General features: G+C 36.7%; 19 protein-coding genes and 1 tRNA gene. 16 read left to right on the top strand and 4 right to left on the bottom strand.

What is annotated here, in order from left to right:
- Positions 1-16 precede the first annotated feature (16 nt).
- The 4 genes from FY048_RS13030 to FY048_RS13015 all read left to right on the top strand — a co-directional run bounded on the left by FY048_RS13030 (position 17) and on the right by FY048_RS13015 (position 6200).
- Positions 17-2047: an oxidoreductase gene (locus tag FY048_RS13030; RefSeq protein WP_446091429.1), complete on the top strand. Its 2031-nt coding sequence runs from the start codon at positions 17-19 to the stop codon at positions 2045-2047.
- An 85-nt stretch (positions 2048-2132) separates the two neighbouring features.
- A tRNA-Ser gene (locus FY048_RS13025) sits at positions 2133-2222 on the top strand.
- A 643-nt stretch (positions 2223-2865) separates the two neighbouring features.
- Positions 2866-5058 carry a stem cell self-renewal protein Piwi domain-containing protein gene (locus FY048_RS13020; RefSeq protein ID WP_446091428.1) on the top strand — a complete coding sequence of 731 codons (2193 nt, stop codon included), beginning with the start codon at positions 2866-2868 and terminating at the stop codon, positions 5056-5058.
- Positions 5046-6200 (top strand): PD-(D/E)XK nuclease domain-containing protein, encoded by a 1155-nt coding sequence (locus FY048_RS13015; RefSeq protein WP_446091427.1) that lies wholly within the window; start codon positions 5046-5048, stop codon positions 6198-6200. The genes FY048_RS13020 and FY048_RS13015 overlap by 13 nt, the downstream gene beginning before the upstream one ends.
- A 249-nt stretch (positions 6201-6449) precedes the next feature.
- Here the strand turns inward: FY048_RS13015 and FY048_RS13010 are convergent, their stop codons facing one another.
- Entirely contained in the window at positions 6450-7235 is a 786-nt protein-coding gene (locus tag FY048_RS13010; RefSeq protein ID WP_446091426.1) for a hypothetical protein, read from the bottom strand.
- A gap of 157 nt (positions 7236-7392) precedes the next feature.
- Here FY048_RS13010 and FY048_RS13005 point away from each other — a divergent pair, with 157 nt between their 5' ends.
- The 4 genes from FY048_RS13005 (at position 7393) to FY048_RS12990 (ending at position 11896) form a co-directional block, all read left to right on the top strand.
- The gene (locus tag FY048_RS13005; protein WP_446091425.1) at positions 7393-9114 is read left to right on the top strand and encodes a hypothetical protein; all 1722 of its coding nucleotides are present in this window, start codon (positions 7393-7395) and stop codon (positions 9112-9114) included.
- Positions 9115-9472: 358 nt separating this feature from the next.
- Complete coding sequence (locus FY048_RS13000; RefSeq protein ID WP_446091424.1) at positions 9473-10483, top strand: hypothetical protein; 1011 nt, start codon at positions 9473-9475, stop codon at positions 10481-10483.
- 54 nt (positions 10484-10537) lie between these two features.
- Positions 10538-11515: a hypothetical protein gene (locus FY048_RS12995; protein ID WP_446091423.1), complete on the top strand. Its 978-nt coding sequence runs from the start codon at positions 10538-10540 to the stop codon at positions 11513-11515.
- Positions 11516-11662: 147 nt separating this feature from the next.
- Positions 11663-11896 carry an AlpA family phage regulatory protein gene (locus FY048_RS12990; protein WP_304395172.1) on the top strand — a complete coding sequence of 78 codons (234 nt, stop codon included), beginning with the start codon at positions 11663-11665 and terminating at the stop codon, positions 11894-11896.
- Between the two features lie 87 nt (positions 11897-11983).
- On the opposite strand, the gene FY048_RS12985 is transcribed toward FY048_RS12990, so the two are convergent.
- Positions 11984-12370, bottom strand: a complete 387-nt coding sequence (locus tag FY048_RS12985; protein ID WP_446091422.1) for a hypothetical protein — start codon at positions 12368-12370, stop codon at positions 11984-11986.
- 389 nt (positions 12371-12759) lie between these two features.
- Between FY048_RS12985 and FY048_RS12980 the strand changes: the two genes are divergently transcribed.
- The 7 genes from FY048_RS12980 to FY048_RS12950 all read left to right on the top strand — a co-directional run bounded on the left by FY048_RS12980 (position 12760) and on the right by FY048_RS12950 (position 18406).
- A complete protein-coding gene (locus FY048_RS12980; protein WP_446091421.1) occupies positions 12760-13548 on the top strand; it encodes a hypothetical protein in 789 nt (262 codons plus the stop codon).
- A 494-nt stretch (positions 13549-14042) separates the two neighbouring features.
- Positions 14043-14303: a hypothetical protein gene (locus FY048_RS12975; protein ID WP_446091553.1), complete on the top strand. Its 261-nt coding sequence runs from the start codon at positions 14043-14045 to the stop codon at positions 14301-14303.
- Between the two features lie 266 nt (positions 14304-14569).
- On the top strand, positions 14570-15634 hold the full coding sequence (locus FY048_RS12970) for a J domain-containing protein (protein WP_446091552.1): 1065 nt from the start codon (positions 14570-14572) through the stop codon (positions 15632-15634).
- Between the two features lie 199 nt (positions 15635-15833).
- On the top strand, positions 15834-16526 hold the full coding sequence (locus FY048_RS12965) for a hypothetical protein (protein WP_446091420.1): 693 nt from the start codon (positions 15834-15836) through the stop codon (positions 16524-16526).
- Positions 16527-16584: 58 nt separating this feature from the next.
- Positions 16585-16914 carry a hypothetical protein gene (locus FY048_RS12960; RefSeq protein ID WP_446091419.1) on the top strand — a complete coding sequence of 110 codons (330 nt, stop codon included), beginning with the start codon at positions 16585-16587 and terminating at the stop codon, positions 16912-16914.
- An 81-nt stretch (positions 16915-16995) separates the two neighbouring features.
- Positions 16996-17289, top strand: coding sequence for a hypothetical protein (locus tag FY048_RS12955; protein ID WP_446091418.1), 294 nt, complete (start codon positions 16996-16998; stop codon positions 17287-17289).
- Positions 17290-17356: 67 nt separating this feature from the next.
- A complete protein-coding gene (locus tag FY048_RS12950) occupies positions 17357-18406 on the top strand; it encodes a DUF932 domain-containing protein (RefSeq protein WP_446091417.1) in 1050 nt (349 codons plus the stop codon).
- A gap of 334 nt (positions 18407-18740) precedes the next feature.
- Here FY048_RS12950 and FY048_RS12945 read toward each other — a convergent pair whose 3' ends face one another.
- Both FY048_RS12945 and FY048_RS12940 read right to left on the bottom strand, forming a co-directional pair.
- The gene (locus tag FY048_RS12945; RefSeq protein ID WP_446091416.1) at positions 18741-21020 is read right to left on the bottom strand and encodes a hypothetical protein; all 2280 of its coding nucleotides are present in this window, start codon (positions 21018-21020) and stop codon (positions 18741-18743) included.
- Positions 21017-22162, bottom strand: coding sequence for a hypothetical protein (locus tag FY048_RS12940; protein WP_446091415.1), 1146 nt, complete (start codon positions 22160-22162; stop codon positions 21017-21019). The genes FY048_RS12945 and FY048_RS12940 overlap by 4 nt, the downstream gene beginning before the upstream one ends.
- Before the next feature lie 206 nt (positions 22163-22368).
- Here FY048_RS12940 and FY048_RS12935 point away from each other — a divergent pair, with 206 nt between their 5' ends.
- A complete protein-coding gene (locus FY048_RS12935; RefSeq protein ID WP_446091414.1) occupies positions 22369-22785 on the top strand; it encodes a hypothetical protein in 417 nt (138 codons plus the stop codon).
- The last annotated feature ends 68 nt before the right edge of the window (positions 22786-22853 follow it).

The following is a 22853-nucleotide window of genomic DNA, read 5'->3' as shown; positions in this document are numbered from 1 at the left end:
ACTATTGGGACGCAGCATGACAAGTTACGCCAATCTATTAAAACCATTACATTTAGGCTTTACCACTATTAAAAACCGTGTGGTGATGGGATCCATGCATACGGGCTTAGAAGACCGTTTCTATAATTACCCTAAACTGGCTGCTTATTTTGAAGAGCGTGCCAAAGGTGGGGTTGGCCTGATTGTGACTGGCGGTATTTCACCGAACCGTCAAGGGTGGTTAGCACCTGCTGGCGGAACCATGAACAGTCTATTTGATGTTCCTCAGCACCGTTTAGTAACCCATGCTGTCCATAAACATGGCTCTAAAATCTTAATGCAGATTTTGCATGCGGGCAGATATGGTTACCAACCGTTTGTTGTGTCTTCAACAGCCATTAAATCTCCAATTTCGCCATTTAAACCACGTCAGCTTTCTGAAAAAAATATTCTCAGTACAATTGAAGATTACGCTCAGTGTGCTGACATTGCCAAAAAAGCAGGCTATGACGGTGTCGAAATTATGGGCTCGGAAGGTTATTTAATTAACCAGTTTTTAAGTAGCCACGTGAACCAACGTTCTGACCGTTGGGGCGGTGAAATTGAAAACCGTATGCGTTTTCCAGTTGAGATTGTTAAAGCGATTCGCGCCAAAGTTGGTGAGAAATTTATTATTTGTTTCCGCTTGTCTTTACTCGACCTTGTGCATGATGGTAACACCATGCAAGAAGTGGTGACTGTTGCGAAAGCTTTAGAAAAAGCGGGTGTAACTTTATTAAATACCGGCATTGGCTGGCATGAAGCGCGTGTACCGACCATTGTAACGTCTGTGCCTCGTGCAGCTTTTGTCGATTACACGGCGCATGTAAAACAGCATATTTCTATTCCGATTATTGCTTCAAACCGTATTAACATGCCTGAAACTGCCGAAGAGATTTTGGCAACTGGCAAAGCAGATATGGTTCAAATGGCACGTCCATTATTGGCCGATGCTTTTTGGGTAAACAAAACAGCGACTAACCGCGTTGATGAAATTAATACCTGTATTGCTTGTAACCAAGCGTGTTTAGACCATGCTTTTAAAAATAAGCGCGTGTCTTGTTTAGTTAACCCGCGTGCAGGTCATGAAACAGAACTGGTTTATTTAAAAACCAAACAGCCTAAACGTATTGCTGTTGTAGGTGGCGGTGTAGCGGGAATGTCCGCGGCAACTGTTGCGGCAAGCCGTGGCCATGCAGTGACACTATTTGAAGCAACTTCAGATGTAGGTGGTCAATTTAACTTTGCCAAAGTTGTGCCGGGTAAAGAAGAATTCCACGAAACGATTCGCTACTTCAAAGTACAACTCGAAAAAACAGGGGTGGATGTACGTTTAAATACTCGCGTGAATCGTGAGCAGCTTGAACGCGAAGGTTTTGATGAAGTGATTGTTGCAACTGGTGTAATCCCTCGCGCATTAAAAATTGAAGGAAGCAATGCACCACAAGTTCTTTCTTATGCTCAAGTTTTAAAAGGTGCAGAAGTTGGACAAAAAGTTGCAGTGAATGGGGCAGGTGGTATTGGTTTTGATGTATCTGAGTTTTTACTTAAACCTCCACATCAACCACAGCCTCAACCTTTAGCTGAATGGCAACGTGAATGGGGTGTAGACCCAGATCCGAATTATGTTTCTGAAGGTGGTATGCAGCCACCAGTAGTTGAACTTCCTGTTCGCCAGATTTATTTACTGCAACGTAAGACTACGCCATTAGGAATTGGCCTTGGCAAGACTTCAGGTTGGGTACACCGTGCACAGCTTAAAAAGCATGGCGTGCGTATGTTACGTGGTGTGCAATATAAAGCAGTCACTGATGAAGGGCTTTGGATTGAGCACAATGGTCAAGATCAGCTTTTACGTGTAGACACAGTTGTGGTGTGTGCAGGTCAAGAGTCTGTAAAAGACTTGATGCCAAAAGAAGGTGAGTCGACTATAGCGAACTACCATATTATTGGTGGAGCAAAGCTCGCAGCAGAGCTAGATGCGAAGCGTGCGATCAAAGAAGGAGCAGAATTAGCTGCTCGATTGTAAAATTGATGAAACAATATGCACTTGAACACAAAGCGATGATATTTTTCTTGAATAAAATGAATAAGCTTTGTATTCTTACGCACATGGAAGCGTGGCAGAGCGGTTTAATGCACCGGTCTTGAAAACCGACGAGGGTGTGAGTCCTCCGTGAGTTCGAATCTCACCGCTTCCGCCAAAATTCTTAATAAGCCCTTGTTTTTACAAGGGCTTATTTTTTACCTGTCATTTTACCCCACATTAAAACTTGGATTGGATAAGTTAAAATAAGAATAATTTAGATGACTTTGGATAATCAATAAAATAAATTGAGTTTAAGTTGTCTCTTACAGAACAAACTTATATGTAAATGTATTGTATGCCTACTTTTTGTCTCTGGTTTAATTGCTCATAGTTATGATGATCCTCTTTATTGAGCTCATCTTGATCTGTCATTAGTTGATTGGTCAAGGACTCTGCTTTTTACTTATTTTGGGTGGTATTTAAGATAAATAGGTTTTGCTGACTTAGTTTTTTGCTATTGGGGTTGTAGGTTTACTGTGTCTTTTTAGAATTAGAGATTGTTTCGAATATAAGATTTGATCTTTATAAATTTACTCTAGATCTAAATTAAATAATAGAAAAATTATCCTATTTTTAGAATGTTATATTAGGAAAGTTTATGGTAAAAAATACTAAATGAAAATTCTTATTAAGAACAGATATTAGGATGAATTACCTATAAGTACAAAATAATGCTTGGTATTTGAAACTTTAAGTAGGATCAAATATTTCATATGGCATTCCGGTATCATCTTTTTTAGCTATAAAAGGAGCGAATATTGTCGATTGTCTTAAACGCATTTCCGCTGAAAGTTTCTGAGTTAGAAGTTGATGTATGCGAGATACCTTATAGCAAGGAAATTTTAGATGAGTTTCGTATTAGTCATAGAAAAACTCATACATTTCACCGTAAAGGCAATAACATCCTGATCTTCTCAATAGATGGTACGTTTCCTAATTTTGGTATACCACAGACAATTTCGCTTAAGGATAATGTAGGTATTTTCGGTTCATTGGTTAAGGCTGGGCTTATTCGACATCTCAATGGGTTGGGACGTAATCCTTCTGGTTTTAATCCAATCGAATTGGTGAGTATTAAGCCAAAAGATAATCTGCTGGCTCCGATTCTTGGTGAAACTTACCCATTTAAAATCTGCATAAAATATTCAATCGACACACGTATTATTCAAGGTCACCCATGTCTTGTTATTGACTGTACAACACGTAAAGTCATTAAAGAAAACTGCTTGTACTTTCTAAATAGTGGTTTCAGTTTGATTGGGCGATATGTCGTTTCGGAACAGAAAGATGGATACAAGAAATTTCTAGGAATGATTAGTGGTGTAACTGGAGAGATAATTTCTGTTACTCGGCCAGACGGACAGGTTGTGCAGACCAATGCTAGGAATATTTTCCTAGAGGCAAGTCTGACGAATTTCGATGATTTTATTTTGCACACGCATGGTACACAAAAAGATGCCATCGTAGAGCGTATTCGGCAATCCATTTCTCTTTTTAATAGAGGCGACAATAAGAAGAAGTACATCGATAGGCTAAAGGGATACATTCAGTCAAACACCATCTCAATGATTAATGGAGTAGACATAGAAATCGAGGATTCATATGATATTCAGAAATATTGTGGACAAATGCAGAAACCAGTATTTGTCTTTAATGACAATAGCCAGGCCGACTGGGTTGAAAAGGGGTTGACGAAGTACGGTCCTTACACGAAACGTACTTTCGATAGGAACGATCCTGCCATTTGCGTGATCTGTGCCCAGCATGACAAGGGGCGTGTAGAACAATTTGTTCGTAAGTTTCTGAAAGGGATTCAGAACAGTAAGTATTTCAATAACGGACTTGAGGGTAAATTTACGCTTGGTACGAGCCGCATTGAAGTTTTCACGACAGCCTCAGAGAATATCGAGGGGTTCAAAAGTGCAATTGAAGCTGCGATCCGAAAAAAAGCGGAGGATGGTGGTCGTTGGGATCTTGCTCTTGTTCAAGTTCGGCAGTCTTTTAAGAAGCTAAAGGTAGAAGATAATCCGTACTATTTAGGCAAAAGCCTTTTTTTCCTGCATCAAGTACCGGTACAGGATTTCACAATAGAGCTTCTGTCACAGTCTGATTATAACCTCAGTTTTTCGCTCAATAATATGGCTCTAGCCTGCTACGCAAAAATGGGTGGTGTTCCATGGTTACTGAAGTCCTCGCCAACACTTTCTCATGAGCTAGTAATTGGCATCGGTAGTGCAAATCTTAGACAAGAGCGCGGCTCTAATGGACAAAGAGTTATGGGGATTACCACCGTTTTTTCTGGAGATGGTAGTTACATTGTTTCCAACACGTCAAAAGCTGTTGTACCAGAAGCCTATTGCGAAGCATTAACTTCAGTTCTCAGTGAAACTATTGAGAAAATTCAAAAGCGCATGAATTGGCTGAAAGGTGATACGATTCGCTTGATTTTTCATGCTCAGGTGAAGAAGTTCAACAAAGCAGAGATTGAAGCTGTTCGCGCTGTTATTGACAAGTATCGTGATTATCAGATCGAGTATGCATTCCTTAAAATCTCTGAAGACTACGGTCTTCACATGTTCGATTCTACTACAGCTGATGCTCAGAAAGGGCGATTAGCTCCATTTCGTGGAAAAACATTCCAACTTTCCAAGCATGAAATGCTTATTTATTTGATAGGTCAGCGTGAGTTGCGACAAGAAACTGACGGGCATCCACGAGGAGTGATCCTTGATGTTCATAAAGACTCAACATTTAAGGACATTAAATATCTGAGTGCACAAATCCACTGCTTTGCCTCTCACTCTTGGCGAAGTTACTTTCCAAATCCAATGCCAGTAACAATAAGCTATTCAGATATAATCGCTCGAAATCTAGGATGGCTTAATCAGCTTCCAGGTTGGAGTGACTCAGTCATGATCGGAAAGATAGGGCAGTCTCAATGGTTTCTGTAGAAAAAGACAATGCGTATCAATTACGCGAGTATCTATATTTGAAAGTATGTGAGGATGCGTGCGAGGATCCGTTTAAGAATTGCTTCCTATACTTTCTAAAATTATCTGAGAATCCTCCAATTTTCGAATTCACTAATTTATCTTTATACCAGCGTTGTGCAATCTCTGGCCTTCAAATTTTATCTGAAACAATTACAAGCCAAGATATCTCTCGTTTGCTTGGACAAGCTGCGAAAATCGACTCTACTCCACGACCTTGGGTCTCAGATGTTTTTGGCGTTTTAGCTATAAAATGGTTAGTTGAAAAATTGGGCGAAGCGAGCATTGATTATGAGTTTAATAATTGGATCTCAGGATTTCTAGAGCAACAAATAGGTGGTGATCACCTTGATATCATTGAGAAAGATATCGCTATGTTTGTTAGCAGAGGTGATTCTGTTGTTTTTTCTAGTGCATGTGTGCCACTATTTTTTCATTATCTGAAGATATTGCGTATTGAAGATCACCAACGCCGCCTTTCCCTTATTAGTCGTTTTCTGAATGAATTCCGGGCGCGAGCAAAAGGAGAGGCTTCAACTGCACTTCTGAGCTTGATAATTTATGTATTCGATCAAATTAATCAGGATATAGCTGTAGTGGCGCCCAATGGATGGAGCTTCGATGATTTAGTTAAGTTTCTAGAAAATATTCCAATTGGTCTCAAGCGCTGGACATGGGAGGAGGCAGGACGAACTAGAGGGGCGATGCCAGTTAAGTGGCTGATAGAAAATGAATATCACGTTCAGAATCTACTTTATATTTTACTCGCACCGATCTTTAAAGATATCGCTGACGAAGTGAACCTTCAGCCAGTTGGACAAAAGAATCCACGTATTGATCTTTATTTGCCTGCACTACATACGATTATTGAAGTAAAGTATCGTAAAGACACCAAAAAATCATTTCCTGCACTTATTGGTGAGATTGCCGAAGATGCATCGCTCTACCGTGTAGATACTAAATACAAAGATGCACGTATAATTAGTTTCTTGTGGGACAGGACACGTGCAACTCAAGAACATGGCAAATTTAGGGAAGGTATTTTAAAAATTGAAGGAATTGATGGCTGCGTAGTAATTAGTGCACCCTCATCAATGGATTAGAATTTGTGAGAAAAAATTTGATTGATAAGTAATGGACTAAACTATAATACAATCTATTAAAAGAGTATTATTTTTTTGAGTTAAAATTTGGATCCGTTAATAATCTTAAAAAGTAACTAATACGGAAGATGATTGTTTTTTACAGGTATTTTTTTACATACTAATCCTCTCAAAAATTTGCGTTGAATTGAGCAAAATTATAAGAAGCGATTAAAACTTATCCTCTACTTGAATTTTCTATTTTCTTAATTAGCTCCTTGGATCTAAATCATTAACTTCTATCAATACAGTTGCTTCATTTACTTGTATTTTAATTTCTTCAGATAGTTTGTCTAATAGGGATGAGACAGCTTCACTTTCAATGACTTTTGTATAGGCATCTTCATTTAATATTTTTTTTAAATTTTGAATCAGTTGTTGTTTGAAATTTTGGCTGGCATATTTGGGTAAAGAGTCACTTAACTTTTCAATTTTCTTATTATGCTGAATTATAAGAGCGCGGTTTTGCTTTCTTTGTAGGTCTTGCCTCTGCTGAAGAAAATTAATTTGTTCGTTTTGAAATTGCATCTTTATTGAATTCTGACGATTTAGTTCTTTTAATTCCTTAATTTTAAAAGATAAATCATCCATTAAAAAGCTAAGTCCATTTTGTATTGTTTCTAAATTATTGTCCTTAATAATTTGCTCAAATCTAGTCATTGTTTTTTGATCTATAAAAAGCTGCTTTTTAACTCTGTTTTCTTTTTTATTTTTTATATTGAATTTGAAAATACGGAAATCTTTTTTGAGTTGCTCAAAGGTGTTATTTGAAATTCCTATAACTACTTTTGATAAGTTTTGAATGTTTTCTATTACAGCTTGTTGTTCTGGTTGGGCGTTAAAGTTAGAAACTTCATAAATAGCACATATCTGTTTTTCTTCGTTAATGTAGAAATTAATGTCTTCACGAGCTTCTATTTTTTTTAATAAAAATTGCTTTTTTAATCCTTCATCTTTTTTTAGCCATATTTGAAGACTCATAAATTTATTTGCCATTTTTGCTCATCATTTTTATTTCATACGGTTAATAAAATAACATTAAATAATCATTAAATAAATGTTAATTAACTTAATTAATTTATATAAGTATGCTTTCGTGCCTACCTTTATTTATAGTGTTATCTTTAGGTGAGCATGTGTGTATGGAAAAGATATGAATAAAGCGGACCTGACCATTTATACGTTACATCTTTTGAGATTAAGCCAGAAAAATAAAGGTAACTTGTCTCCATATGGGCATTGGGTGTTTATACGTTTCGTTCAGGCATTTGGAGTAGAAGTTTGTTCCTTACCTTTACAGCAACTGTCGTCCAAAATAGGTGTACAACATAAAAAATTGCGCAAAGTAATTGACGAACTTCAACAGGCGAATTTACTCACAGTGAGTTATCCAGAGCCGGGGAAGCGTGCAAAAGTACGCCATATAAAACTTAGCAATGAGTACTTTGAAAATTTACTAGTTAATGAGAATAAGACTGCTGAACATCATAAAAGGGACATACATAAAATAAAGCAACGTTTAACTTTATCTCCAATGATTGAAAAATTATTAGGAGTTATTGAGACAATATCGATTAATGCACTGGAACGAGAGGACGATCTGGATTTTCATTCTGCTCTACTGTTATTGACACTATTAAGGTATAGCAATCGATTTGGCATTGTAATGGGTTGTGGGAATACAGAAATATATGAAGCGACAGGCTTAAAAAAACAATCGATGTATAAATATTTGTACAAATTAATGAATTTAAGATTCATACGCAATCGAGCTGAAGGGAGTATCCGTAATGCTTTTATCTCGTTAGAAGATCCAATTTATAGTTTGAACCTATCTCATTCTTTCTGGGGGGAGACTGCTTTTCATGGAAGATTTTATATTATTGAGTATCCAGAAAAGCACCAGTTTGAAGTGAAAAGATTGGCTCATGCTAAACATAGAATTACTGGAAAAATTAAAAAAGAAGATCCGGATGTAGAGAGTCAAAATTTTCTATGTGATCCGATCAGTTATTTATTCCAATCCAAGGTAAGGAATCGAGAATCCTTTATTCAATATCAACAAGCGGAATATGAGCATCTTTTAAAGGTAGTTGAAGAGTTCTATACGTACCTTTTTAATGCAGATGGAGAATTAAGTGAACAAAGTAAAAAATATCTCAAATTGATTAGATTTGATCAGTTAGGTGCTAGCGAACTTAAGGCAAAAGTCTACAGTTATTATCAGGGAGATGGTTTACTACAATGTTATCTCGAGCAACATTGCAGCGAACTCTATAGTAATGATACTTTACTTTATAGGCAGATTTCTCAAGATATTGATGTAAGACTTCAGCACTTTGGAAAAGAGGATTTATTTTCAGGAAAAAAATATTATAGTGAAGAACCTATTGATACTAAATTTAATGAGGAACTTACGGAAGAGGACTATGAAGAGTATTTATCAGAAAGAGGTGAGATGGAGAAAAGACAAGCTTTGTTCAATACTGTGTTGATGTCAGCATTGGATTTAATTGCATTTAATCAAATTCATCTCTTTTTGAAAATATTCAAAGAATTTGAAGAGCAAGAACGAGCAAGTAATAAGAATCATAAAGTCCTTTTCAGGAGGCCAGCATTTCGAATTTTACCGCGAAGCATGGAACAGACCCGATATAGTTGTACCTTTGTTCCGGATACAGAATTAAAAGAAGATCAGTTTTTTTATGGAGAGGTTAAAGTACGGACTGAACTATCCTCAATTGCTGATGAACCAGGGTTCATAACAATGATTTCTCAGCAAATAAGTCCTTCAGATGAGCAACTAGAGCAGTATGGTATTTTAAGTAGGAAAGAGAATAAAAAAACATCAGCTATTACTAGCTCAATTGAGTAAGTAAAAAAATGGATTTTCGCCTTAACTATCGTAAATGTAATTTATATAAATCGATCGGGAATACGAGAGGATCAAAACCTACATGTTATGGAGAGCTTCAATTTCTCACTTCAGGTAAAGTCGGTAAATATTATTATTAAGTTAATTAGTAACTAGTACTCATATGTACTTACTACTGATATCTACATTCTATCTCTCAATAGCCCACAGCTACTGATATCTACATTCTATCTCTCAATAGCCCACAGCTACTGAGAATGTCTTATTTCTATTCATATGATAGTACTACTCTCCAATACAATCATAAATTACTGATTACACCTTAGATATGTCTAATTCATATCTAAGGAAACGCTTCATGTTGTCATTTGATTTATCGCATCAAGCAGCAGCCTTCTCCGCTATTAATCAATTTATAGAACTCAGTCTGAATTTTGAGATAAGTGATCAACAGTTCGTTTCTTATCTTGAGCATCTGATTCCGGCCTTTAAGGCATTTGATCAGGATGGGGTTCAGTACAGCGCCTCAATTCAAGCCTTTATAGAAATTGTTCATTGGATAGATTACAAACGAGGTGAGTGCGGTTTAGGGGATTATCTAATTCAGCTTTCCTTAGAACAAATTAAAGAGGTTCGCCGAACTTTAAGAAAATATCGTTTCGCCATTCTTGCGGAAATACGGCAGTTTAGAGATCAGGAGGGAGACAATCAGAAAGCATTCCTAAAACAAGTAAAAACCATTATCTATGACCACAATCAGCTCTTGTTCGTTCGGGTTGACCTTGGATATTTAAAAGACTCCATGCCAACCATTACTATCAAAGATTTCTATGCTCATATTTCTTCTTTAATCAAACTCATGAAGGATAAGAACAACTGCTTTAAGCATTTATTGGGCTATGGGCTTGCATTAGAACAAGGCATAACAAAGGGCTATCACGGGCACCTTTTGCTTATCTACAACGGTTCTAAGCATGATCAAGATTGGTATCTTGGGGACATGGTGACTAAGAAGTGGGAGTCTATTACTCAAAATATCGGTTATGGTCGACATTCAAATACGAAAGAAATTAAGGATAAGTATGATCGACAAGGAATCCTCGGTTTAGGAATGATTAAGCGAGAGCATCCATCTCAGGTTCATAATGCTTTAAAGGTTGCTCAGTATCTAGTAGAGCCAGAAAAGTATGGGCAGATGCTGTTGGTAAAACCTTTAGGACGTCGGAGCCTCTTTAAGGGGAGCTATAAGCCACATGGGCGTCAGTATCAAATAAAGTTTGTACCACCTTCGATAGATCCTTTGCACATCGTTACTGGGAATCAGAATGATACTGCATGGCTTGATGAGCTGTGGATACCAGATCAGTAAAAAAATATCAGGTTGAGCGTCCTATGAAATAAATTAATTCATAGGACAATTCAGATGACCTTCCAATCACCAGATCTCACTACAGCTCCTCGTTTAGAAAATGATGTATATGAGTTTTATAGAGAGGTCCATTTCAGTAAACCTGTTGAAGGAGTTAAGTATGAGGAGCATTTAAAGCAAATAGTGAACAAATGGGAAAGTGTATTCTTAGCCTATATCAATGATTGGAACTTCCTGCTTCAATTACGTTTAAGGGATTATGAATTTAGTTTTTGGTTAAACTGCTTTCATAAGGCCTATTTGCATACTTTGGTACAAGCAAAACTTTCAGATGTTTTTTTCCAACCTTCTAAGTCTCATAACGAACAATGGCTAATCCAAAACATTTTGAGAAAGCTACGGAATCTCTTTGAAACTACGGGATTTCATGAGCATATGAACCAGCAAAATGAGCGATATGAGAAGCGTATTGATGCTATTCGTGAAGCTTATTGTGCAACGAGTGAATTGAGTGTAGGGGCAATAGACCTAAAGTTCTACCTCAGTTATCTGGAAGGTTCTGAGCAAGTTTATAACATTAATGAATTGACGAAGGCATTTAGAGCCTTCGAGAAGAGCCTTAAACAACAGCTGTGGTATGGCAGTCAGGTCATGTTTACTTTCTATCATGTGGTTCGAAACACTAGAATCAATCGATATATGATCCGCTTCTATATGACGATTCATAAAACTTTTTATTCTGAGCAAATCAATTACGCAGCCTGGATTGCACAGCTTTGGTCTGAAGAAACAGCTCGTTTAGGCATACTTCTGGATACATTTCAGCTAGAAAACCAAGCTAATAGTGAATTCATCATTAATGATGTGAGTAACGATGAGATTTTTAACTGGGTTGAACCAAATGATCCACTAGAAAATCTAGATCACTTACCAAGAGCAGTAACAAGTACCAGTAAGCAAATGGATAAGCTGTGTGTTTATCCGATTGGCTTTAAGCCTTTCCATGGCAAAAAGGGATCATTTTTTAATTAAGGTTATTTTGATAGTGAATGTATTTCCTACTCCCACATATGTGGGAGTAGGAAGTTTTATTCTCTTCAGTTGGGTGAGTATTTTTTTATTGGGTTGCACATGCTATGTGCAGAAAGCACGCCTTCATATCGAATAGGAATCCATCAGATGAATGCGTTAACTCCTCAAACTTTTCAGATCAACCAAATTTTAAACATCAAACAATTGATTCAAATTACGGGTCTTAGTCGAGCAACCATTTACTCGATACTTGATCCAAAATCTAAATATTATGATGAAACTTTTCCTAAGCAGATTCATTTATCAACTCATCGAGTTGGTTGGGTAGCTCAGGAAATCAATGAATGGATTCAATTGAAGATCGCCCAAAGGGTAGCGTAAAGCTTTTGATACTAAGAGGAACTTTGATACTAAATTACTGAGAATAGCGATACTTAATATCGTTATTCTTTGATTTACGGTTTGAAATTAAATATTGGTTGAGATTCTTTTTATAAAACGTTGAATATAACTTTCGCTTGGAAATACTGAAAAGTGATTTGATTCGTTTCTTTTGTCTTTTAGGTAGATTGGCATTGCATACTTTTTTAATGCAAACGTTTCAAAGAAACTTCTGATCGATGACAATGCTAAAGTTTGTTCTGTATGAAATTCTGACCATATTTTTAGATCACTTGAGGCAAAGCCATTATCCCAAATCAGATGAATTCTCTTTTTTGAATCTGGTTCTATCGTTCTTTCTACTTCTAAAATGATATCGATGCGTTCAGAATGAGTCAGGTCCTTTGCTCTAAAAGTGAGAAAAAGATAGCTTTCTGAAGAGTTGGATAAAACAAAGAGAAGGTCGTTAGTCATTACAAAGAATCAAGTTAAGATTACTGCGGGTGACAATTCTATTGATGAATCTGATTTGGTTAAAGTTAAATTTGTATAATTCAATCTAAACAAATTAAGAACAACTGTAGGGTTGGATAAAAGCTAGTTATTTTATTGCCTCATCTAGTGTTAAAGAATCAGATCATTAACACATTGATGAAAGAAAGCCTGACTTATGGGTAGTCAGGCTTTCTTTAAACTTGTATACGGGCTAGTAACCGTAAGGAATTTAACAAAAACTTTAATGAGATGTAAAGATGACTTAGAGCGATTTCAATGAAAAATCGCATATTACTTTTTCTGTTTTTTTGTCAGGTAAACTATAGGGGAAGTCATTTCATTATTAAGAATCAGCTAGGAAAATTTCCATGACTTACACAAAAAGCCCTTACTGGATCTTTATCCTATTTACAGTTTTCTATTTTTTCATTTTATATAAATTCTTTGGCATTACACCAGTTAAGGTCAAGGCTTTACCTGCAAATGAAATTGGTGACTTCTTAGCTGGAGCATTTTCCCCATTGGCCTTTTTATTTCTGATTTTAGGTTACTTACAAAATACTAAAGCCTTACAAATACAAAGCCAAGAGTTAAAAGCAAGCACAGATGCATTGCATCAACAAGCTCAAGAATTAGCAAATAATGTTGAAGAGCAAAGAAAGTTACTTAGTGTCACGCAGCAAGAATTAGAAATTAAACATTTTGAAGCACGGCCTCATTTAACTTTCTATAGTTATCCTTTCACCTTAACGGAGAAGGAATTTCCAGAATGCGATGATGATGGCTCTATTATCGGTATGGATCCTCATGAGATCGCAGAAATTAAGATTATTATTGAAAATAAGGGGGAAGTGGCAAAGCTTGTAACTATTGAGGAGTTGGACTCGAATTTTGATGATTTTAATATAGAGCGTTATGAGTTAACAGCACAGCAGAAAACTAGGCTTGATATTGAATTTATAGGAGAGCGACTTGAACTTTTAAAAAGCGAATTTCAACAAGATATCAAGTTAAGAATTATTTACCATGATAAATATGGACGACAATATTCTGACCTAATGGATGTTTATATTTTCGTATTGAGAGATGCTTCTGGCGGTTTTGGAGTCAATATCAAGCGAAATACCTCTTGCTCAAATGAGGCAACAATCGAATAGGATAATTAATCCATTAAATTAATAGTAGGTAATTGAATCTTTTAATACATTTATTGACACCTTAAATTTTGCACATTATCCTTTGCGTGCTGGCCTACATTGCCAGTTGGTTTTGACAGACCAATCCGAAAAAGCATTAAAAGAATCTTCTTTTAGTGTATATCCCTGCGTGCCCCCTTTGCGGCGGAGCGAAAGGGGGACACCTTCGGGTGTGCTGGGATTTTTTCGGCCAGTCTGTCAACCCCTTTTCGTTCTGCCACCATAATTCTCTAATGCTTTGGCAGAACTCCAAATATAAGGAGTTGGCTATGCATATTCTTTTTATAACACCTGATTAGTTTTAATAGGGTTTGATGAACTTCTGGTTTCTCAAGCTTTAGTTTTTTTCGTCTAAAAATTTAACTTAATAAATATGTCATGTGAGCTACACCGTGGCAGGGCTTTGTATTGCCTAAAAAAGCCTAACCTCCATGACCAAGTCACTGGATAAAACGATGAAAAATAAAATTTTGATGGGTGTGGTGGGTGTCAGTGTTCTGATTCTAAATGGCTGTTCTTCCGATTTCGAAAAGGGCGTCAAACATGGCTGTTACAACGTGGGTGGCAGTCGCAGCTACTGTTCATGTGTCTATGACAAGGTTGAAGAACATTATGGGCGTAAAGTCATGCGGCAAGTTGAGCGTATGAGCTATCTCCCTACCGATCTGGACCGTGTGATGTATCAGTCTGGTGAGCAATGCGTGGACAAGTTTTAGCACCAGATATTTAAAGCCTTAAACAAATCATTGAAGTACTCATTTCCAGTTGCCTGTTTGGGCAACGGGAAGGGCTTATGCAACTCAATTTAGGAGTTTTGATCATGAAACATCCATTTTTTACGTTCTACTTTACGATTGTCATTGTCTACTGGCTGTATTGCATTTGGGAGTATCCGGGGCATTACTCTGGTGCTTTCTTACTTGGTCGCGCTCTGGGTTGGCCTGTGATATTGATACGTTGGTTCTTCTAGGGGGAACTTATGATGAACATACAAGAGCGAATCCAGCAAAGTCAGTGGGTGCCCTTATTGCGAGGTAGCGACAACATTTATTTTTCCCCGGTCATTCCCAATAAAAAGCTGCAAGGTGCCATGAGCTATTTACCTCATGGTGTAAGCCCCAACGAAGTTTTGATGCTGATTGACGATACGGTTTTTGGTAGTGCCAAAGCTGGGATGTGCCTCACGGCAAAGGGTCTTTTCTATAAAGAAAGCTTTGAAGATGAACAAGCTTATCCGTTTGAACATATCCAGCGAATAGAGGCTGATATTGGAATACTCACCAGTTTCATTTTGATTAATGGTCAAGATGAACTGAACTTTAGTCAACTTGATAAAGGCATGGTTCGTACTTTGGTCGCATTCCTAAATGAACTTCGTCAGGGCAAGCCAGAAACCAAGCAGACCATTATAAAAATTGATGCCGAGCTACGGATCATAATTGATTTATTTGCCTATTTTATTACGTTTAATGCGGGTCAATGGAACACCCGATCGAAAGAAGCTGTATCCGACCATTTTACTAAATTGAATGATAAGGCAGTGCATCAGTATGTCGAGAAACTACTCAAGGAGCAAACCCGTTTCGACTATGATGACCTGTTGCATCGTCTGGCAGACCTGAAAGATGACCTTGCCTATAACTTCCGTAGGGAAATGATTGAGCAACTGGTCTATGCCATGGCACTGGGTAAAGTTGAGCAGGACCAAGCTGATTTATTCATGACGCATTTGTGTCGTGTAACCAACGTCTCAAGAGCAGTTTTTCCAGACCTCGTCAAAATCATTTATCAATGTATGGCAGGTGAAATGAATCAGAAGAAAGCTTCTGATCTGACCGAGGAACAATTACAGGCCTGCAAACTTCTTGAAATTCAGCCAGAAGTTCTTACTGAGCAAACCCTTCAATCTGCTTACCGAAAAAAGATGGCCGATTTCCACCCTGATAAATACCAGAGCTTACCTGAATCAGTCCGCCAATTGATTGAGCAACAAGCCCAGCAACTCAATCAGGCCAGAGTTGTATTGAAAGCCTATTTGGGAGTGTAGCCAATGAAGATTAATACCCAACGGCTCAAACGGCGCTGGAAATGGTATGCAGCTTATATCGTGATTTTTATGCTGTCCTTTGTCTTGTTTTATACATATCGACATATGGGAAAATCATAAATAAAAAAAATTCAAATACACATTACCCCTGTGAAAGCACTCCTAAAGTGCCATTTATCCTCAATTTCAAGGTAATAACATGATAAAGAACAACGTTAATTCAACCAAAAAGATTCCGCCGTTATATTGGCTGTTAACTGTAGTCATGATGATTGTATTCATTGTTGGCGGGATTTTATTTAATCAGCATCAAAAGCAACAAACTGAACTTAAGTTAGCTCAACTGGCTTTAGAACAATCTAAACTACAAAATCAATCTTCTTCAAAACAAGCAGCTTCTGAACCTGCTGAATCAGGTTTCACTGGCATTGAAAGCATGGCGGAAAAACATGAGACACAATCTGCTAACTCACAAGCTGAAGATGAAGCGGTTGCAGGTGCAATAGCAGCAGTTGATCAGGCAAAAGCACAAGATACAAGTCTAGGCAATATCAGTTCAGAAGTGGACGCAGAGTATCATGAAGGAAAAACCTTAAGTTCCAATGCTTCCCGTTACGGATTAAAACCAATCAGATCTGCTTCAGCCGATTTAAAAGCAACCATTCCTACGATTGACCAAATGTTAGTGTCGCATCTCGTGAATGTATGGGGGCGCTCTGGTCCAGATCAGGTAGCTAAACGAGTTGAAGGTTGGAGTCAACAAGGCAGTACCATGACTTACCGTGCTGCTTGGGACTCTGACCGTTATCAATGCACTTGGTATGTGGTGAGCTGGGATAAGAACAGCAATCAAGTCCTCAAAGAAGGATACCAGCCATGTTTTGGTCACTAATTAAAACTGGCCTGTAGCATTCGTTTAATTATTATTTAACTTAATCAGAGAAAATATCATGAATCCAATCAAACTTATTGTATGTGGAATTTTAAGCCTTTCAGTCAGTTCTATTGCCTTCGCTAAAACAGAGCAGATCACTCTAAAATCTAATGTTTACTATGGTGAAGAATCAGTTGTATTTCCAACCACCAAAGGTGAGGTTATTTTAAATAGCTATGCCATACCAGCTAAAGTTGTTCCCCTGATTAAACCGTATAAGAAAGGGCAATGTTTAGAAATCAAATCTAAACATGGTTTCTTTAAAGATACTGGTGATGGGCAATATATTGAAAGTATTCGACCTTGTACCAAGAAAGGTTTAGCGACTCCAAAAGTAAATCGTTAAGTTAAAAAACGTCATAAACCTAATCACACCACAAGCAATTGCTTGTGGTTTTTTTATGCCTTTTATTTAAGGAGGAAGACCATGCACCAGTGTCCTTACTGTCACTCATTGCATATCAAGTTATTGCGCAAGACCGAACCTACTTCAGGCGTATTTGCAAAGCTTTCATCATTCTCCCCAATGTCTCTGGCAGCAGCCTGTATGCAGTTGTCAAAGCGAAGCCCAGTTCATCCTTTAGTGGGTGGCTTTGTTGGCTTGGTGATTGGTGGCATGTTTCTGCTCTACGTTCAGCATCAAGACAATATGGTGACCTTGTATTACCAGTGTGAGCAATGTCTGGAGCATTTTGAAATCCAGCAATCAGGCTTCGCTTAATTCTTATCGTTTACAACTTTCAAATTATTTAAATCACTTCATTTATATTACTTAAAGGAAATCAATCATGGCACATTTCGTTGAAACAATGGCATTCGTTGGTCAAACCCCTTGGCATGGCTTAGGTAATCAACTTCCACCAAATCAACCCATAGAAATCTGGGCACAACAAGCAGGTATGGACTGGCGAATAGAATCATCCAATGTCAGTTATATGGCAAAGAATGAACGGGGACAAAATATCCTGATGCCTTATGAAGAACAACGAGTGCTATACCGTTCAGATACGCATGCACCGTTATCAGTAGTAAGTCAGCGCTACCAAGAAGTACAGCCGATTGAGATTTTAGAATTTTACAGTGACCTTACCGAGCAAGCAGGCTTTGAACTGGAAACGGCAGGGGTACTCAAAGGTGGGCGTAAGTTCTGGGCATTGGCAAGAACAGGACAATCGGCAGCATTAAAAGGCAAGGATGTCAGTAATGGCTACATTTTGTTGGCAACCGCATGTGATGGCACATTGGCAACCACGGCGCAGTTTACTTCGATTCGTGTGGTGTGTAATAACACCTTAGCGATTGCCTTACGCGGGCAGAATAGCAGTGCAGGTGTGGTGAAAGTTCCACACAGTACCAAGTTTGATGCTGAAAAGATCAAGCAACAATTGGGTATTTCAGTTCGTGCATGGGATGAACACATGTATGAAATGAAGCAACTCAGCAAACGTAAAGTCACCCAGCAGGAAGCGGCAGCTTACTTTGATGCCGTGTTTAATAATACTAATCTGAGTATTGCTGAACAGGATGAAAGTATCATTCAGTTCTACCGTAATGTAGTCACTCCTAAACAAATTCATTCATCCAAAGCTGACAATAAAACCGAACCAAATGGGCGTGCCATGTCTAAGGTCATGACTATGTTTAATGGACATGGTCGTGGGGCCGAGTTAACCTCAGCCAAAGATACGGCTTATGGGCTGCTTTGTAGTATTACCGAGTATGTCGATCACGAACGACGTGCGATTTCAACGGATCACCGGATGGATTCAGCATGGTTTGGGGTTGGAACCAACATTAAACAACGTGGACTGGAACAGGCATTAAGAATGGTGTCTTGAATTATACTTTTATTATTCAAATATTAGTTTAGAGACTGTTTGTATTTTGAATATTCTAGTTGCTTTAAAGCTCTCAAATTGAGAGCTTTTACTATAGTAAAATATTGTGATAGTAAGTAACTTGAAACGAGAGGGGGGACTTCATTTTAAGTAGGGAATAATAATAACCTCACGAAATAATTAAGGCAGAAGTATCAGGGTGGTAGAATGGTGAAAAATAAATATTAAGTTGAGAGCCCCATTTATTTTAAATGAGAAAGTCTATCCAAGCCAAATAATTCAAACTAAGAGAGATTAAATATTTATTTCAATCTCTCTTATATGTTGAATTAAATTAGAATTTTACAAAATCTTCACTTATTGAATCTTCAGATATGTTCCCTAAAAGAAGTGTTTTTGCATAGTTTGCAAATATCCAAGCCATAGGATGTGTTCCTTTATCTAAATTTAAAACAAGCTCATCGAAGTTAGAGAGATGATCTCTTTTTATTTGTAACTTTTTGAGGCATAAAGCAAGTAAAAACTCCGAGAGGCCAGAGGACTCTGCGCTGTTAGGTAGTTTTAACATTCTTTCAATTAATGATCCTATGATTCTACTTTGAGCATCGTTACCACTGTAGTCTAGCTCCCTTGATTTCGAAGACCTTAATACGCTGGCTTGGATTATTCCTTCATTGAATCTATCAAAAAGTAATGGGTCAAGCTGACGTATAATATAACCATCTCCTAATGGTTTTATTCCATTTTTGTTTACGGTCCTTAATCTCTGTAATATTGAAGAAATAGTGAAATATACTGTCGCTTGGTGGCTACATTCTTGGTTGGTATCACTATCGTTCCAAAATGCAAAAGATTTTCCTAAAATGAGGGGGTGGACTGTTTGGGTACTATTGAAAAGGGATTCACCAAGTCCTTTTGTTTCCAAAGAGGATGCATTTCTTAATAACTGGATACGAGCATCTATTGCTTCCTTTAGGACATTGTCATCTTCATATTGAGGAGAAAGATTCAGTAGTAATTCAATTTCCTTATCCCAAGAACTTTCTTTATGCTCATTAATTGGTAAAAGGATTTTTTCTATGACATGGACCTCATGATGCCCACTTGCTCCGGCTGAAAAACGTAAGTCTTTCTTTAATTTTTCAAACTCCATTTCACTATTATATTTAGCAAAACCAATTATATAGGTAATTGGTTGTCCATGATATTTTCTTAATGCTCTACTTATATTTAGAAGAGATTTTCCAGACTCTAATGAACCTGCGACAACAACAATTCCTTTTTCTATCTCTGTTCCGGTATCAATGTCTCCATTGTATAGATCAATATTAAGCCCCAAGTCTGAAACAGAGGTTTGAATTAATGTTGCTAGCTCTTTAGCACCTTGATCTTTACAGTGAATAATGCAAGAAGTATTTAATGGGAAAAATCTATTTATAAACTTTTTTATTTGTACTTTAAATGCATCTGACTGCAGAATTTTGCTGACATCAATGAAATATTCAGGTGTAGGAGTTTTAGTTCCGTCAACACCATCAAAGATACATCTAAAAGCGTCAAGATCTTTATACTTGCTCATCAGGTTACGTAAATTTACATCAGAATCCATTTTTACTGGCAAATAAGATTCTGTTCGTGGGGCTGCAAAATCAAACCGACTTTTATCTAATACTACGGGTATTGAAGACTGTTCCATGCACATAGGACATTTGTCTTCAGAATAAGAATCAAAATTTTCGAAATATTTCGCACTATGATTAAGTCTATATTTTTCAAACTCAACTAAGACTTTCTGTGATTCACAATTTTGTTGAGTCATAATGACTGTTACAAAAGAAGCTTGTTCTAATGAGACTAAGCCCCTTAGTGTTTTGTATAATTGATTACTTGTAGAAGCAGAAATTAAAACAACTGTGCCAATATCTGATTTGAAATTGTATTGTTCAAATCCCCCATAGCTGCTAAAAGAGTCAATTGAAATTACTTTAATATTAGCATCAAAAGTTTTAATAAGATTACTCAATTCAAAAGCTAATGAATATATGCCTGATGTATCTATATATATTTTTTCAACTTTTTCAGGAAGCAATTTTAAGAGGTTTGTTGCAATAAATGATATTTCTGGGGAGGATTCAAGTATATTTTTAACATCAATAAATTTAGTAGTGTGTTTTCCTGAAGGCTTAACAAAATGAATATTTGAATGGGCTTCAATAATTAAATTCCGATGAATGATAATGTTAAACAATCCTATCTCAAGAATTTTTTCAATTTCCTGCATTGTAAGAATAGGATTACTTTCATTGAATGTTTGAAGTTCAAACTTCCCATTACGATTAATGAAACAGGTGTGAAATTCTAGTTCTTGCAGGCTATTTATCCTATCTTTAATGATCGATTGGGCTGCGGAGTTAAATAACTTGCTTTCGATATCACTTTTGTTAAATGCGGGAGTTACAAAAACAAGATTTCTAGTAAATATTGAAGAATTAAAGTGAGTTAGTACTTCGTTGCAGAAAGTTTCAAAACAAAGATCTCTTCCAGAATAATAGCAAATCATAAAATTTGCCTTGTTTTCACTGAGCGATGCTTGATAAAAATAAAAGTGTTTCATCGCAAGGGTACCAATATACTAAGAGCTAATCCTTCGGCATGAGCCAGTTCATTATATTGAGCATTAGATTTGCTAATTTCATCAAAAAGTGAAAGAGGGGTTTGATCATTCTCAGTTAATGGGTGGAGATTAAAATCACGGTACAAAGAAACTCTTCCTGTTCTAAGCGACAAAAAACCATTTCTGTTGTCTAAAACAGTTCTAACATTATGCAAGCCTCGACCATAGCCCTGAGATTCGGCTTTAGAAGTTACTCCTTTGGTAAAAGAATTTTCAACAATTTCAACTTCTTTTTTAAGGTCTAGAGAGTCATCACTGTTCGATCTAAAGGTTTTTAAAATTCCTTCACCACTATCGAAAATAGAAATTTCTAAAAAGTATAATGTTCCTTTATCTTTACGAGTTGCATTCAAATAGTCTGTCATAGGTGTATTTATTCCACTTATGCTTTCAAGCGTATGTGTTTTGGGGATAAACTTGTAATCTATAATTAACCCCCTAACAGACTTTTTTACTTTTCCTGTATTGAATTCAATCTTTCCGTGTTGTTCCGTATTTTCTATTAGCTCATGGATTGCCATAGCTAAACTACTGGTTTCTTGATTGCTAATTTTAGTCTTCGGGTGATAATGCTTAATAATTTTATTAAGGAGTGAAGTGTAAAACTCACTTGTATTTAATGTGTTACTTCCTTCTGGAAAATAAAAGCAACTAGGGAATGCGTATTTTTTTATTGAGTGATCAACAGCGAACATTTGAATTCTATGTTGTTTTTGAAAAATAGTTTGGTTAAGTCTAAGTTGTATATCGCGATTAATTTTTGATTTCAGTTCTACCTCTATTTTCTCCCCCCCGAATACTTTGTCCTTTTCATAAACTTGATCTGACATAAGTAATGCTGTTAAGCATTCAGGATGTTGTAATAGTTCAGTAATGGCTTCATCTTTTGTTGAATCAAACTGAAAGAATTTGACTACCTTGGTGGGCTTATATTTTAGAGCTGTTATCAATGCTTGGCATACACGAGGTAATAACCCTAATCTTAATTTTTTAAAATTTACAGGTAGATTTAACACGTTGGAATCAAGATTTTTATAAAGATTCTCTAACTCATCATTGGTCAGTGATGTACTAAACTTCATTAATAATTTCTCTTTCTAAAAGGGTTTTTCATTAATTTGCCTTTTAATATATCAATCACATAAAATTGTATGATTGCTATCATACAAACATACAAATTACTTTCAAATAGTCCATCTCTTTAGTTTAGATATTTCAACGAACTTATGTGCCCATTCTTTAAATATCAATTTAACGTAAGTATTTCATTGAAAATAGGGGGTTAACAGTGTTAATTGGTTTATTAGTTATAGCAATTATTATTTTTTTACTTATTTCTTCACATTTTAGAAAGTATAGAGATGCTGATGAGAAAACTTTGAGACCTATGCCAGAATGGGTAATTCTGGCAAATTCCGGTACTAGAAATCATCGCGAAAAAATGGCTTATAGTTTAATAGTTCAAGCTGCAGCTATTGTAGAACAACAAAAGATTTTACCACCTAAGTCTTTACAAAATTTAATGATAACTAAGCCGAGAATGTCAAAATCGAATTTTGTACTTTTCCTTTTAGAAGCACCTACTACGCTTTGTCCCAATGAGTTGAATTTTTTAAAACAGTCTTATAATGGTGATCAGGCGAGAGTACATCTTGCTAAATGTATTGGATTAATTATGAAGATACTTTTACAACTGAATACATAGGTCTTGAGCCCACTCACATTCGGTTTGAATCAGTAGGAAAAAATATTTATACCGAGGTAAAACTAGTC

It is taken from the genome of Acinetobacter sp. 1124_18A, assembly GCF_052824995.1.
Note: the sequence above shows the minus strand (reverse complement) of the source record. Positions and strands in the feature narration are given on the sequence as shown.